15 protein-coding genes are annotated in these 13,933 nt (G+C 46.7%); 13 read left to right on the forward strand and 2 right to left on the reverse strand.

The window, feature by feature from the left end; genetic code table 11:
* The first annotated feature begins 14 nt into the window (after nucleotides 1-14).
* The 13 genes from BUA78_RS01355 (at nucleotide 15) to BUA78_RS01415 (ending at nucleotide 11,901) form a co-directional block, all read left to right on the forward strand.
* Nucleotides 15-2,225 carry an NHLP bacteriocin export ABC transporter permease/ATPase subunit gene (locus tag BUA78_RS01355; RefSeq protein ID WP_072910494.1) on the forward strand — a complete coding sequence of 737 codons (2,211 nt, stop codon included), beginning with the start codon at nucleotides 15-17 and terminating at the stop codon, nucleotides 2,223-2,225.
* A 38-nt stretch (nucleotides 2,226-2,263) separates the two neighbouring features.
* Complete coding sequence (locus tag BUA78_RS01360) at nucleotides 2,264-2,809, forward strand: RNA polymerase sigma factor (RefSeq protein ID WP_084082264.1); 546 nt, start codon at nucleotides 2,264-2,266, stop codon at nucleotides 2,807-2,809.
* 30 nt (nucleotides 2,810-2,839) lie between these two features.
* Entirely contained in the window at nucleotides 2,840-3,067 is a 228-nt protein-coding gene (locus BUA78_RS01365) for a hypothetical protein (RefSeq protein ID WP_139257214.1), read from the forward strand.
* A 105-nt stretch (nucleotides 3,068-3,172) separates the two neighbouring features.
* On the forward strand, nucleotides 3,173-4,057 hold the full coding sequence (locus tag BUA78_RS01370; protein ID WP_072910496.1) for a DUF7005 family protein: 885 nt from the start codon (nucleotides 3,173-3,175) through the stop codon (nucleotides 4,055-4,057).
* A gap of 218 nt (nucleotides 4,058-4,275) precedes the next feature.
* Nucleotides 4,276-4,629: a Nif11-like leader peptide family RiPP precursor gene (locus tag BUA78_RS01375; RefSeq protein WP_072910497.1), complete on the forward strand. Its 354-nt coding sequence runs from the start codon at nucleotides 4,276-4,278 to the stop codon at nucleotides 4,627-4,629.
* A 95-nt stretch (nucleotides 4,630-4,724) separates the two neighbouring features.
* On the forward strand, nucleotides 4,725-5,060 hold the full coding sequence (locus BUA78_RS01380; RefSeq protein ID WP_072910498.1) for an NHLP leader peptide family RiPP precursor: 336 nt from the start codon (nucleotides 4,725-4,727) through the stop codon (nucleotides 5,058-5,060).
* Nucleotides 5,057-6,574: a radical SAM/SPASM domain-containing protein gene (locus BUA78_RS01385; protein ID WP_238456676.1), complete on the forward strand. Its 1,518-nt coding sequence runs from the start codon at nucleotides 5,057-5,059 to the stop codon at nucleotides 6,572-6,574. Before BUA78_RS01380 ends, BUA78_RS01385 begins: the two co-directional genes overlap by 4 nt.
* Nucleotides 6,575-6,586: 12 nt before the next feature.
* Nucleotides 6,587-6,835, forward strand: coding sequence for a hypothetical protein (locus tag BUA78_RS01390; RefSeq protein WP_072910499.1), 249 nt, complete (start codon nucleotides 6,587-6,589; stop codon nucleotides 6,833-6,835).
* 3 nt (nucleotides 6,836-6,838) lie between these two features.
* Nucleotides 6,839-7,786, forward strand: coding sequence for a peptide arginase family protein (locus BUA78_RS01395; RefSeq protein ID WP_072910500.1), 948 nt, complete (start codon nucleotides 6,839-6,841; stop codon nucleotides 7,784-7,786).
* Nucleotides 7,770-8,495, forward strand: coding sequence for a hypothetical protein (locus BUA78_RS01400; protein ID WP_072910501.1), 726 nt, complete (start codon nucleotides 7,770-7,772; stop codon nucleotides 8,493-8,495). The genes BUA78_RS01395 and BUA78_RS01400 overlap by 17 nt, the downstream gene beginning before the upstream one ends.
* A 19-nt stretch (nucleotides 8,496-8,514) precedes the next feature.
* Nucleotides 8,515-9,537, forward strand: coding sequence for a radical SAM/SPASM domain-containing protein (locus tag BUA78_RS01405; protein WP_072910502.1), 1,023 nt, complete (start codon nucleotides 8,515-8,517; stop codon nucleotides 9,535-9,537).
* Nucleotides 9,534-10,685, forward strand: a complete 1,152-nt coding sequence (locus tag BUA78_RS01410; protein WP_072910503.1) for an ABC transporter substrate-binding protein — start codon at nucleotides 9,534-9,536, stop codon at nucleotides 10,683-10,685. Before BUA78_RS01405 ends, BUA78_RS01410 begins: the two co-directional genes overlap by 4 nt.
* Before the next feature lie 385 nt (nucleotides 10,686-11,070).
* Nucleotides 11,071-11,901, forward strand: coding sequence for a YkgJ family cysteine cluster protein (locus BUA78_RS01415; RefSeq protein ID WP_238456677.1), 831 nt, complete (start codon nucleotides 11,071-11,073; stop codon nucleotides 11,899-11,901).
* Between the two features lie 36 nt (nucleotides 11,902-11,937).
* On the opposite strand, the gene nrfD is transcribed toward BUA78_RS01415, so the two are convergent.
* Nucleotides 11,938-13,062, reverse strand: a complete 1,125-nt coding sequence (nrfD, locus tag BUA78_RS01420) for an NrfD/PsrC family molybdoenzyme membrane anchor subunit (RefSeq protein WP_072910505.1) — start codon at nucleotides 13,060-13,062, stop codon at nucleotides 11,938-11,940.
* Nucleotides 13,063-13,125: 63 nt separating this feature from the next.
* The gene (locus BUA78_RS01425; RefSeq protein WP_072910506.1) at nucleotides 13,126-13,911 is read right to left on the reverse strand and encodes a 4Fe-4S dicluster domain-containing protein; all 786 of its coding nucleotides are present in this window, start codon (nucleotides 13,909-13,911) and stop codon (nucleotides 13,126-13,128) included.
* Nucleotides 13,912-13,933: the final 22 nt, after the last annotated feature.

The raw sequence follows: 13,933 nt of genomic DNA on the forward strand, positions 1-13,933 counted from the left end.
GGGAGTAGTTGCTTTTGAAAAAGACAGAAGAAGTACTGAGAAATAAAGTAAAAAAAGCTAACGATGATACCCTGATGAACAGCGGTTTGACCAAATTGGCCAATACCCTGAATTTTAAGGTGCCGCGCGATATGGCTACAGAAGAAGTACTAATCGATAACCTTCTCTTTAAGGCCTGCGCGGCTGTGGGCAAGGCAAAAAAAATAATCATTCTGCCATCACCTGGATTAAGAAAAGGCAATGCTGCATCAAAGGATTTGTTGGGTGATATCGCCCGGGCCTCCCAAATGCGGACCCGGAAAATCATTTTAAAAGAGAACTGGTGGCAAGAAGACAACGGGGCGCTCTTGGCTTACCGGGAGGCTGACGGACAACCGGTAGCCTTACTGCCCGTATCCCCTGTGAAATACAAGTTATACGATCCGGCTGACGACAGCCAAGTTATGGTAGATCAGGTGGTGGCAGAAACTCTTCAGGCGCAGGCCGATACCTTTTATCGTCCTCTGCCGCCTAAAGTTGTCGGGTATAAAGACCTGTTACGGTATCTGGCTGACGGAATCTGGAAATCGGACGCAGTTACTGTACTGGCGATGGGGTTGTTGGGCGGTTTGTTGGGCGCTTTGACGCCGGTAGTGACCGGAATTATTTTTGACAGCGTGATTCCCGACGGTGAAAAAGTACTGCTAAGCCAAATCGGCTTTTTACTCATCGCCATCGCTCTGACAACGTTTGCTTTTAATTTAACCCGGTCTTTTGCTCTGCACCGTATCGAAGGACGGACAGAGGCCGACCTGCAGGCCGCTGTTTGGGATCGTCTGCTGAGTCTGCCGGTACCCTTCTTTAAAGAATATACGGCGGGAGAATTGGCCGGCCGCGCCATGGGAATCAGCGCAATCAGGAGCATCCTGTCGGGAGCAGCGGTGAATTCCCTGGTATCAGGAATTTTTGCAGTATTCTACTTTATTTTGCTGTTTTATTACAGCGGGAAATTGGCACTTATCGCTACGGCGATTGTGGCGCTGATCATGGCGGTATCCCTTTTGTTCGGCTGGTTGCAAATCCGCTATGAGCGCCAGTTGATTGATTTAAACAACACCCTTTCCGGCAAGGTTTTCGGTTTGTTAACCGGCATCAGCAAAATAAAAACTTCTGGAGCCGAAAAACGAGCTTTCCATCAGTGGGCCGGGGATTTCAGCCAGGTCAGGAAGGTTACTTACCGCAAAGAGACGCTGGGCAATAAAATGGCGGTTTTTAATGCCATGATGAATATCATAGCCACCGGGTTCATCTTTTTCGCCTTGATCAAGCTGAATGGCATCAACCTGGGGGCTGGCAAATTTATCGCCTTTCATGCGGCTTTTTCCAGCTACTTGGGTGCGATGCTGGAAGTCTCCGGCGTGATCCTTCAACTCAATATCATTAAACCTTTATACGAAAGAACCAAACCGATTTTAGAGACGCTACCCGAATTTGACCAGGAAAAGACCGACCCGGGTGAACTTGCAGGCAATATTGAGATCAGTCATGTGAATTTCCGCTACCACCCGGCAGGGCCCCTGATTCTGGATGATGTGGTCCTGGAGATAAAGCAGGGCGACTATGTCGGCATCGTCGGATCTTCCGGCAGTGGAAAATCAACCTTGTTCCGATTGTTGCTTGGCTTTGAAAAAGCCGAATCCGGCCAGATCTTCTATGACCAGCATGATTTGGGAAATGTAGATATTCGTTCGATTCGCCGCCAATTGGGGGTTGTTCTGCAAAGCGGGCAGTTGATGTACGGCAGTATCTTCGACAATATTGTGGCCGCCAACCCCGGACTGACTATTGATAACGCCTGGCAGGCAGCGCGTATGGCAGGGATGGAAGAAGATATCAAAAGCATGCCGATGGGGATGCATACCATGGTCAGTGAAGACGGGGGAACCCTGTCGGGCGGGCAGAGGCAAAGGCTGCTCATTACCCGCGCGATTATCTCCAGACCGAAAATCATTTATTTCGACGAAGCTACCAGCGCGCTGGACAATAAAACCCAAAAGATTGTCAGTGAGAGCCTGGCCGGGCTAGGCGCAACCCGGGTCGTGATTGCCCACCGCTTAAGCACGATTGCCAACTGCAATAAAATCTTTGTGATGGACAAAGGACGAATCGTGGAACAGGGCAGCTATCAGGAATTGTTTGATCAAGGCGGTTTGTTTACCCAGCTGGTAAAAAGACAGCTGGCTTAGCCAAAGATTTTGTGTCAAAGGAAAGAGGTGAGCAGGGCGTGAACGACCTCAGCAGTACCCAGATGCCGGCAGACCAATCGGATATCATTTCCCAAGTCTATCGTGAATACCACGTAAAGCTTTATAAATACACCTTTTATCGGGTGGGTGATCCTGCCGTAACGGAAGATCTGGTCAGTGAAGTGTTTGCCAAGGTACTGGAGAAATATCACACCTATAACCCGGCCAAGGCGAAACTCAGCACATGGCTCTATACCATAGCCAACAACACCATTCGTAATTACCGTCAGAAAAATCATCGACATACCTCCATCGACCTGGAACGGGTAGATCTCAACTACCGGATGGAGGACGCGATTTTAAAAAAAGAATTAAAAGAAATGCTGATTCAGGCGACCCTGAAGCTGGATGAGCGACAAAGAAACATCATCGCCCTGAAATTCGGCGCCGGTGAAAGCAACCGGGAAATTGCCCGGTTGCTGGATTTGACGGAAAGCAATGTGGGGACTATTCTGTACCGGGCCTTGCAGCAGTTACGGGATATCTTAAAGGAACAAGGCGCGGTTTACGAACCGGAAATATAATTCGAGGTGTAAGCAATGAAGGAAAAACATTTGGAATCGTTTCTTGCGGCTGTAGATAAAATTGTATCCGGTGAGCCGGTTAACTCCTCCGAATACAAGGATTGGGATGAGGAATCCAAAGAATTGCTGTTTTTAGCAAAAACACTGGCGGAAAGCCCCCCAAACATTAATGACGAGTTGGCAGACGATGACCTGGATATGGTGGCCGGCGGCGTCAATCCGAACGGAATATTCGAGAGAAAAGACAAAAAAACGTAAACTTCAGAAAATCGTCTTAAAAAATGTGATACATCTGGCGCCCGCTTGTATAAGTAAATAGAAAACTGCAAAGCAGATGCTGAAATAGATATCCGGAAGAAAGAGGTGTCGAAAGTTACACCGGAGTTAAAGTTTCTACAGGAAAATACTTTTAACCATACCCAGCTGTTAACCTGGAACGAAATACCGCCTCCGGATGAACCTTTCGTACAGGCGTGGGAGGAGTATCTCAGGGAGATACCCAGCCAGGGTGTCCTGGAAACCTTGCGCCAAAGGCTGGTCCAACTCTGTTTCCCGGTTCGGGAGGGAATGAGTTCCGACTCGGATTACCTGCAGGCAGTCCGCAGAGGGGTTAAGCCCACAGAATTTAAAGCGGATGACGGCATCAGGCTGGAGAACCCCTCCGGGCTCAAGGTTTACCTTTATCAGACTTTGGCGGGCCGGGTTCCCGTAATCGAAGCCTCAGAACGCCGGGATTTTGAGACCTTGGTGCAGGTTTTTTATCACCGGAATGAACCGGCTGCCATCCCGTCTTCCCTGGGTGCCTATATGATTAAGGGATATAACAATTGGGACCGGGTGGCCCGATATAAACGAAGCAGCGGCCGGGAATTTGATTTTAACTATCTGAAAGCTCATCGAGAGCTATACCAGGATGTATTTTTAATCCTGACTAACGCTGAATACAGTGGTGTACCGGCAGATATGCTGGGCTTGGCGGAGGATGAATGGCGTAAACTGTCTCTGGTTATCCGCCGGGAACACGAAGCCACCCATTATTTTACCCAGCGCTTCTTTGGTTCTGCCAGGAATCACCTGCTGGATGAGTTTATCGCTGATTATATGGGCATTACGGCCGCTGTCGGGCGCTATAGGGCCGACTGGTTTCTCTGCTTTATGGGCCTGGAGAACTATCCCGCATTCAGGCCGGGAGGAAGGCTCAGCCATTACTTAAAAAATGGCTATCCGAAGAAGCTTTTGGTGCATTAAAAACCTGTGTCAAAAATGCAGTCGAAAACGTTGAAAAATTTGCCGGCAAAAACCCAGATATTTATTCTGCCCAAGGCAGATATGATATGCTCTTACGTTTGTCTAAAACCAATCTGACAGCTTTGGCTAAAAATGAGTTACATAAATAATTACGTAGAAGGAGGGTTGAGAAAAATACGTCCCCCAAAATTTTGTTAAAAAGAGAGGATGGATAAAAAATGGCAACAAATTTTGAGCAATTAAAGGCGAAAATTGATGCTGACCCGAGTTTGGCAGAAAAGCTTTTTGAACTGGAATCCCCTGAAGAGGCGCAAAGCTTTTTAAAAGGGGAGGGACTGGAGTTTACCCTGGAAGAATTGGCGACCTTTGCTAACGAGGTAAATAAACTCAGTGAAACCGGTGAGCTTTCCGACGAAGCCCTGGAAGGTGTAGCCGGTGGTTCTGCTACTGCTACAGCAGCGGCAGTGGCGACATTGGCTTCAGTCACTGATGATATGACCGGCGGGCATGTAAGGAGAGCTATTTCGAGCGGGGTCAGGAGTGTGGCCAGACGAGTTTTTCGCGGTTGGTAATTATTAAATAATCAGAGTTGAAGCCATAAACCTTTAGGCATTTGTGGCTTCAACTCTACCTAAAAAGAAGAAAAATAATTTGATGGAGGTAGGATATGGAAACGAAGGTTTTATCGACTCTTGAACTCAATGAAGTAATTGCCAAAAAAGCCGGTGAAGATGAAGAGTTCCGGCTGGCCTTACTCAGCGACCCCAAGGCGGCTCTGGAAAAGGAATTGGGCGTGGCATTCCCGGAGGATACCAAAGTAGAGGTTCATGTGGAAAACATAAAGGTTTTGCACCTGATCATACCGGCAGGCAATGCAGATGAATTGACAGATGACCAACTGGAAGGGGTAGCTGGCGGTGTCTCCGCTAAACCATTAATAGCAGGGTATCTAGCGTATGGTGTACCGATTCATGGACGCCTAGGGTGGAAGATACCCAAATGATAATTAACCGGCCAATAACAGCGGTCTGGGAAATTACCGTGGGCTGCAACATGCGCTGCAGGCACTGTGGATCTTCCTGCCATGATGCTCTTCCGGGCGAGTTGACCACCGAAGAGGCCCTCCAGTTGTGTGATGCCATCGGAGAACTTGGGCTCAACTGGGTTACCTTGTCCGGTGGTGAGCCAACCACTAGGAAAGACTGGCATGTGATTGCCGGAAGACTAAGCAGAGTTGGTGTGGTTCCCAATCTCATCACCAACGGCTGGCTTTTTAACGAGGAAATCTTGGAGCAGGCCATTCAAGCGGGAGTTGACACCATTGGCTTCAGCTTGGACGGTCGGCAGGTAAGCCACGATTTCATCCGCAAGAGTGGATCTTATCAGAGGACCATGCGGGCCATAGAGTTATGCCTTAGCAGGAACATGAACGCCACAGCCATAACTACGGTGACCAAGATGAACCTGGGTGAGCTGGAAGACCTAAAAAAAGAACTGGTGAGCAGAGGTGTCAGGGAATGGCAGGTTCAAATAGGCTTTCCCATGGGCAATCTGGGTGAACATCGCAATCTGGTCATTGAACCAGCTGATGTGGATACCATTATTGATCTGGCTTACCGATGCAGGCAGGAATCTTCAATAAAGGCTTTGTTGAGTGATTGTGTCGGATATTACAATCTGAAAGAAATAGAGCTGATGGGCAGCGCGGGTGCCTACTGCCGGCAATGTACCGCCGGAAAATACTCTTTCGGTATTCTGCATAACGGTGATATTCTAGGCTGTACTTCCATCAGAGATCCTAAATTTATTGAAGGCAATATTAGGAATACTCCTTTGCAAGAAATCTGGGAGAACCCGGACAGCTTCAACTGGAACCGCAGTATGCGGAAGGAAGACCTGCAGGGCTTCTGCAAAAAGTGCCGATTCGGGGACAACTGTTTGGGCGGGTGTTCCAATTCAAGGCTGACCATGGGAGGGAGTGTCCACGCGGAAAACCGGTATTGCTCTTATCATCAGGCCGCTCAGAAAAGGATTAAGGTGTTTGAAGGGATTAAGGACATCGAAGAACTGATAGCCATGGGTCGGAATTATATTCAGCAGGGTTATTGGCAATTGGCCGAAACTGCCCTGAGTGTGGCCCTGCAAAGAAAGGATTCGAACAACGACCTTGAGCTGTTGAACCTGTATGGCTATGTAAGTTTCAGGCTGGGCAACTACCGTCTTTCTCTGGAAGCAAACGAAAAGGTGCTTCAGAAGGAGCCCCATTCGGTTTATGCCCTCAAAGGAAAAGGCCTGTGTTTATTCCGCCTGGGTAACCAGGAAGAAGGAATCAAACTGTTGCAAAAAGCGGCGGTTTTGACCGACGCAAGCTGTATGGACCCGTATTATGACTTGGCTGTTGTCCTGTCCGAAGTGGGCCGTAAGGAAGAAGCCTTGGCGGTTATTAAGGAAGGCTGCAGGAAGTCGGAACAGTTTATCATAGACAGTGAACGTTTATCCCGTCAATTAATTAATTAAGGGTGATGGCAGTTGGGATATAAAGAACTACAAAATCTGTTTAAGGAAATAGCCCAAAAGGCGGCACTGGACAAAGACTATCGTGAATTATGCCTGAAGGACAGCCGCGCTGCCATCCGCCTGCTCGCCGGACAGGATGCGGAGATTCTTGAGCATATCGTTTTTCTCGAAGAAGAGGGGGCTTGCCCACAGGAGGGCCCCTTTTTTGTCCTACCCCCGTATATCAAAAAGTCTTGGCTCCTGGGCCAGGAGAAGGAGTAAAACATGACGCGTACCTTCACTGTCCCGCTGTTTATAATTGAAGAACATCACGAGGCCTTTTTTATCTGGAGCTACGGGTATTTTAACGGCTTCATCCGTCCCTTTGGGAACACCTTACTGCATGTGGACTCCCATGAAGATATGGGAAGTACCCGGCTCAATGCTTCAGTGGATGAACTGGCCGATGATTTGCCGGCAATTTATAACTATGGCTATCGGGAACTGGGTATTGCCAGTTTTATCATACCGGCAATTTACAGAGGAATCATCAATAACTATACCTACTTGTGCAGGTACGATGCTTATTGTGGAAAAAAGATTCACCAATATGTCGCTTCCTGGCAGTCCCAGGGAAAATATTTTGAGACCGGAGAGGTTAAGCCGTTACTACGGCGCCGGTTAGAGTCTGATAATACGCAATGGGGTCAATATCAGTTTTTCAGTTATCAGGCAATCGGGATAACCGGTCAATTTATCACCGGCCAGCCCTTGATTCTGGATATTGACCTGGATTATTTCTCCTGCGACAATTCCCTGTCCTCGGCGAAAACAAAAATCGAGATCACCGAAGAGGCTTACCTGGACTTTATCAACAATAAATATCACCCTTTGCGGCTTATGCCTGCGGCAGCTTTTTCGACGGGAAAAGAGGCGGAGCGTTATTACCTTTACTATACGGAGCGGCAGGAAGAAAAGGACTTGAAAAAGGTAACAGCGGATACGATTGACAAAAGAATCAACCGTTTTATTGATTTCCTGAAAAATAATAACCTAAAACCGGGGTTAATCAATATTTGCCGTTCGCGTTTTTCCGGTTACACGCCCGCAGACCAATGGAAATATATCGAAGATAATCTGCTTGCCGGGTTAGGAACTTTATACAACCTGAACATTACTCATATCAATGAATTGGAACCATTTGGGGAGGCTTCCATTGAAAAAAGTGTTTAGCGAAGTGGTCGAACAGGGCCAGATAACCGTCGGCCCTGAAGAGAGGCTGTGTCCGTATATCATCAGGGTATTGGATCCCGGTGACATAGAGCGGGTCCTACAGTTGCAGGACCATGTAATTGGGGATCTAACGTGTAAAGAATACTATGTACCCATTCCAGAAACAGAACTGCGGTTTATCTTGGCAGGCGGCGGGGAATCCCTGGGTTTATTTATCCAGGACCGGATGTATGCAGCATGTTCTCTACTGTTTGAGGTGGACTACAAACAAAATATGGCCCGGGAACTTGACTTTAACGATGCAGAGCTGGCACAGGTTGCCCAATTCGAATTATCTCTGGTCGATCCCGATTTGCGCGGCCATAAATTACAGTGCAAGCTGGCCGGCATTCTGGACCGCCGGTTGGCAAAGAGAGGAACATCCAGATACCTGTTTACGACAGTCTCACCCTTTAACTATGCCAGTGTTCAAACAGTGACTTCTTTGGGTTTGCAGATTGCTAAGGTAGCTAAGATGTACTTTGACTGGGACCGGTATGTCGTATATAAGGACTTAATTCAGCCGATACAATTAGACACCGCCAATGCCATCAGCATCGCCAATACATCTTTGACCAGGCAGAAAAAGTTACTGCGTGACGGCTACCGGGGATTTTCTCAATGTAGGGATGAAGACGGCATCAAAATTTTATATGCCAAAATGATATGAATGGAAGGAGGTCAATGATTTGACGGATGAAGTGCAGGCACCGCTCAGATCCATGCGCGCGCCGGAGATGATTAACATCCAGCTGACCACCCGCTGTCCCCTGCGCTGTCCTCAGTGTTATTGCGATTTCCACCAGGGCAAGGACATTAAGCCGGAACTGGCCCTAAAATATATAGATCAGGCTGCGGCACTAAAAATACCGCTTATCTCTTTAAGCGGAGGGGAGACGCTTGTTTATCCATACTTGGAGGAACTTTTGCAGGCTATCCACGCCAAGGGTATAAAATCGGCTATCGCCATCAGCGGCTGGGGGGTTGATACCGTAAAACTTCAGACGTTAAAAAGTGCCGGTGTGGGCGAAATATATGTTTCCCTAAACGGCTCTAGCCCGGAAATAAACGACAAATCCCGCCAGGGCTATGCGCTGGCAATCAATGCCTTGCGGCTTTTGCAGCAAGACGGTCAGGCTGATTATTATATCAATTGGGTGGCGCGAAATGATAATGTTCCTGATTTCCCAAATCTGGTGGAGCTGGCACAAAGTATGGGGGTCAGGGGTGTTGTCATCGTGGAATCCAAACCGGATGCGGCATATGAGCTGCCAGCTTCATTAAGCAGGGAAAATTTTATCCTGTTGGCCGATTATCTGAAGAAACATCATCAACAGGATATTCCTGTCGCAATAGAACCCTGTTTTTCCCCTTTACGGGCCTTTATCCAGCAGCATTTCCTCTGGAACGGCAACACCGGTTTTGATAAAGGGTGCGGTGCAGGCCGCAGTTCCATGGCTGTGGATGTGGATGGGAATTTGATCCCTTGCAGGCATTTATTATATCCGGAGAGCTATGAGCTAATTGCAGATTATTGGCAGCATTCCGAAGTACTGGATAAATTGCGCAGATTTGAAGACAACAAAGGAGAGCCCTGCCGAAGTTGCACCCTGGGGAAGTACTGCCTTTCCTGCAGAGCGGTAGCAGATAAAGTTGAGAAGAACCTTTTCAGCGGCAATCATTATTGCCAAGCAGGGGCGGTGGCAAGGTGAAAAAGCTCAAAGAAATAACGATTGTGGGAATGCTGCTGTGCTGTTTGGCTGCAGCCAGTCTTACCATCCATCCTGTGCAGGCCGGTGATTTAGACACGGATGCGCCTTGCGCCCGAGCGGATGGTACCAAGTGGCGTATAGGTTATTGTGAAAGCGAAACCTTTGTTACCTATACCCGGACATTAGTGGCTCTTGTCAAGGGGTTGGAGGAAACAGGTTGGATCAATGATCTTACAGGATTTGACCGGATAGCAAACAGCGGGAACAGTAAAGTAATTTGGGAATGGCTGTCTTCTCGGGAGGTGAGCCCATACATTCAATTTGTCGATGGCGCCTTCTATAATCTCAAAGAGCCGGACACGAACAGGGAAGGGATACTTGAACGCCTGCGGCATCAAAAAGATATTGATCTCATGCTGGCGATGGGCACGCAGGCAGGAGTTTTGTTAAGCGATTCCTCACATCATACGAACGTTTTTGCTTTTGCCGCTTCCAATGCGGTCCGGTCGGGAATCATTGATTCGACAGAGGATTCAGGGAAAGACAATGTATGGGCTCACATGGACGAACAGCGCTTTGCACGTCAAATTAGGGCTTTTTATGATATTGTGAATTTTAAGAAACTGGGCATGGTTTATGAAAACTCGGATAATGCCAGGATATACTCGGCGGTAAGCGAAGTGGAAAGCTTGGCGCAGGAAAAAGGATTTGAAATCGTACGTTACCACGTCAGAGAGCCGAGGAATTCCGGAGAGTTCCCGGGATATTACCGGGAAGTTCAAGCGGCTTATGAGCAATTGGCGGCAGAAGTTGATGCAGTATATGTTACAATAGCCTCCCTGGAGAGTGAGAAACTGCCTGAACTGTTTCAACCCTTCTACCAGCAAAAAATCCCTATTTTTTCGCAATTGGGCAATATTGAAGTTGAAAATGGAGCTCTCCTTACAGTTTCTGTGATGGATGAGGTAAATATAGGCCGCTTCGGAGCTGATAATATTAGTAAATGCCTGCTGGGAGCGAAACCCCGCGAGTTGGAACAGTCCTTCCAAAGTGCGCCCTGCATAACTTTAAACGCCGCAGTCGCACAGCAAATTGGATTTAAACTCCCGTATGAGCTGGTTATGGCGCTGGACGAAGTTTATTATTAGGTCACTAAAAGAGACTGGCAAAGCATTTTTTGGGAATGTTGAAGAATAACCAGGATACGCAGCTAACTAGAACCATGGTCAGGCAAGAAGCTGCGATTAAAATCCAGGCAGGGAAGGCTATTAGCTTACAGAATTGGATAGTTAATTTTTTCAGCATATCCACTCACTCCCTTTCATGTGATAAAATTCACTATTTTGCTTGCAATATAGCATAAATTAGATATTAAAACGATTGGGAAAGATCAAGTTTTACTAGGAAAATTAGAAAGTTAATTGTGAATATTTAAAAGATACTGTTAGATTTATTGCAACTTAACTATTAATTTCACAAGGTAAAATTTATCCGGTGTCGAATTTAGTAAATAAAAAGCTGAAGGGAGTTAGGATGATGGTCTATAACTATAAACAAGAGCTATTGAAAAGATTAGATGATGGCTCGTTGGCTGGTGTTCCTATGGAATATCAATTCACCTTTGAATGTAAGACGCAGTGTATGGGACGCTGCTGTAACAGCATTACAATTTTATTAGACCCCTGGGATATCGAAACAATGGCTAGACATTTAGGTATTTCTGGGCGAGAGTTTTTAGCGGAATACTGTAAGTATGATTTTGGCCATGAACTAAAATGGGCTTATGTCAGACTAAAGCACGCAGAAGATGGTCCCTGTATCTTTATGTTAGAGGATGGTCGGTGCCAGATATATCCGGTTCGCTCTCGGAACTGCCGCACCTACCCCATTGGTCGTGCTGTCCGTTTTGAGCCTGATGGTAAAAAAGTGGAGCGTATTTTTTTAGTAGAAAAAATGGATTTTTGTTTGGGACATAAAAGTGAAAGAAACTGGTCGGTGCAAGAGTGGCTGGACGATGCAGAGAGCCAGAAGTTTTATGAATTATCCGATTTATACCTAGAGGTAATTAACTATGCTACCACTCAATTAAACAGCCAGGTTTGGATGAATCGGAATATTGCCCAAATGCTGTTGCCTTTACTCTATGGTCCGGATGTAGTAAGAAACAAACTGAATATTTCTGAACAGGAGGTCAGTCACGAAGAATTCTATCGGCGTCGCATGAAAGCCATTAAGGTGGTGCTAACGGATATCGCTGCTGGTTTTGGCCACGGCCCCTTGGCTGGGCAGGCCAAAACAGGAGAAGTATTTGGCGGTAGTATGATGGAGAGAATGAAGCAAGTTCTTCTAACGGAGGAAGCGTAAAAAAGCAGCCCAGGCGGGCTGCTTTTTTACGCTTATTTAAGCATGATGTTCTTCATGCTCTAAGATTCTGAAGTTTTCCACAACAAAGCAGTATACCAGCACACCAATGGCCACCAGACCAATGCTTACGGACCATTCCCAGATGGAGGGGAAGTAGGAGCCGCCAGTCTTACCAGACATGCCAGTGAATACAACGTTCATACGATTGAGAATAACTCCACCGCTTACCAGCAAGCCATAGATGAATAGGCCAGAGCGGGATTTACTCATACCGCTGAATACGATAAGGATAGGAATAATTACCCCAAAGAGCAGTTCAATGAGGAACATGGTGGACTCCAGATTACCGGCAAAGACCAAATCCCAAACGTTTCGGTTGGACAGGTCGAAAAGTTTTAAAGCCAGGTAAAGAACCATAAACCAACCACCTATTTTAGCCAAACCCCTTAATACTTCAACCGGCACTTTGTGCTTGTAGGCGTTACCTGCTAAAGTGGATTCGACGCAGATCATAGCAGGACCAACAAAGAAGGAAGAGATTAAGAAAAAGTAGGGAATTAAGGTGGACCACCACAGAGGATAAAGCTTATCAACAGCTATTAAATACAGACCGCCCAGGGAAGACTGGTGTAGGGTTGGGAAAATGATACCAACAATCATCAAAACGGGCATAGCATTTTTAAATATAGTATGCCATTTCTTACCCACACGCTCAGTGAATATTTCACCGAATTCTAAAACCTGTACGGTGGTGTAACAGGAAACACACCAGAAAACTTCAAATAACACGGAGGTATGACCCCAGGAAACAAAGGGGCGCCAGAAGTTGAACCATTGACCGATGTCCAAGAACAAACCGGCCATGACCAGAAGATAGCCTAACAAAGAGGTTAGCATAGCGCTACGGGCAATAATGTGGTATTGATGCCTGTGCAGTACGTGTACAACAATGGCCGTAAAGTATCCGCCACCGGCTAAGGCCACCCCAGTCAGTACATCAAAACCAATCCAGAGACCCCAGGGCCACTCATCATTCAAATTGGTGACCAGGCCCAAGCCAGTTGCCAGACGGAAAATGCATACGCCTACACAAATGGTGGCCAGGAGAATTAACAACTTGCGAATGGGAGTCATGCGAAAACTCCAACCTTGAGCTGCCATTGATTTCCCCCCTAATATAGATTTGTTATAAAAAATTTTTATAAATAAATAAGTTCTTTTTAATTATAATTTAACGTTTTTATTCTCCTCAGAAATGGTGTTACGCCGCTTGGTGTAGTGGTACAAACCGGTTAAGATAATACCCCAGCTTACAGCTACAACAGGGGTGTATTTCAAGAAATTATGGGAATAGGTAGACAGCGGAACAGTACCAAGGTCGGTTCTAAAGCCTAACTGTTCGAAAGGAACATCTGAAATATACAGCCAGGAAGTACCGCCAGCTTGCTGTTCGCCATAGATATCCTTCACATAGTTAATGTCTTTAGCAATGATGGATTTAGCCTCTTGCAGGAGTTTCTCCCGTTCACCGAACTGAAAGACGCCAGCAGGGCACACACTAACACAGGCAGGAGCTTCACCTTTATCAACCTTGGTGGAACACATCTGACATTTGGAAACCAGCGGGAACGCCTTATCCCATTCGTATTTTGGAACGTTAAAGGGGCAAGCAATCATACAATAACGGCAGCCAACACAAAGGTGGGGGTAATAGATTACCGGGCCCTCTTTGGTTTTTTGCAGAGCCTTGGCAAAACATGCCGATGCACAGGCGGGATCTTGACAATGGAGACATTGTTTTTTAGCAAATCTCCAAACTGTTTCGTTATCTTTTTTGATTTCATTATGTTGAACTACCGTCCAGTTATTGGCCGTTAGCTTTGCTATTGCAGCAGGTCCCACAGTGGGTTCTTCTACACTGAATTTTTTATCATTCCATAACTTGCAGGCTACTGTGCAACTACCGCAGCCTATACACTTGGTAAGATCAACTAATACGCCCTTTGCCATATTTTTCACCTCCCGTAAGTTT

The sequence above is a fragment of the Desulforamulus aeronauticus DSM 10349 genome (genome assembly GCF_900142375.1).
Taxonomy (GTDB): Bacteria; Bacillota; Desulfotomaculia; order Desulfotomaculales; family Desulfotomaculaceae; genus Desulfotomaculum; species Desulfotomaculum aeronauticum.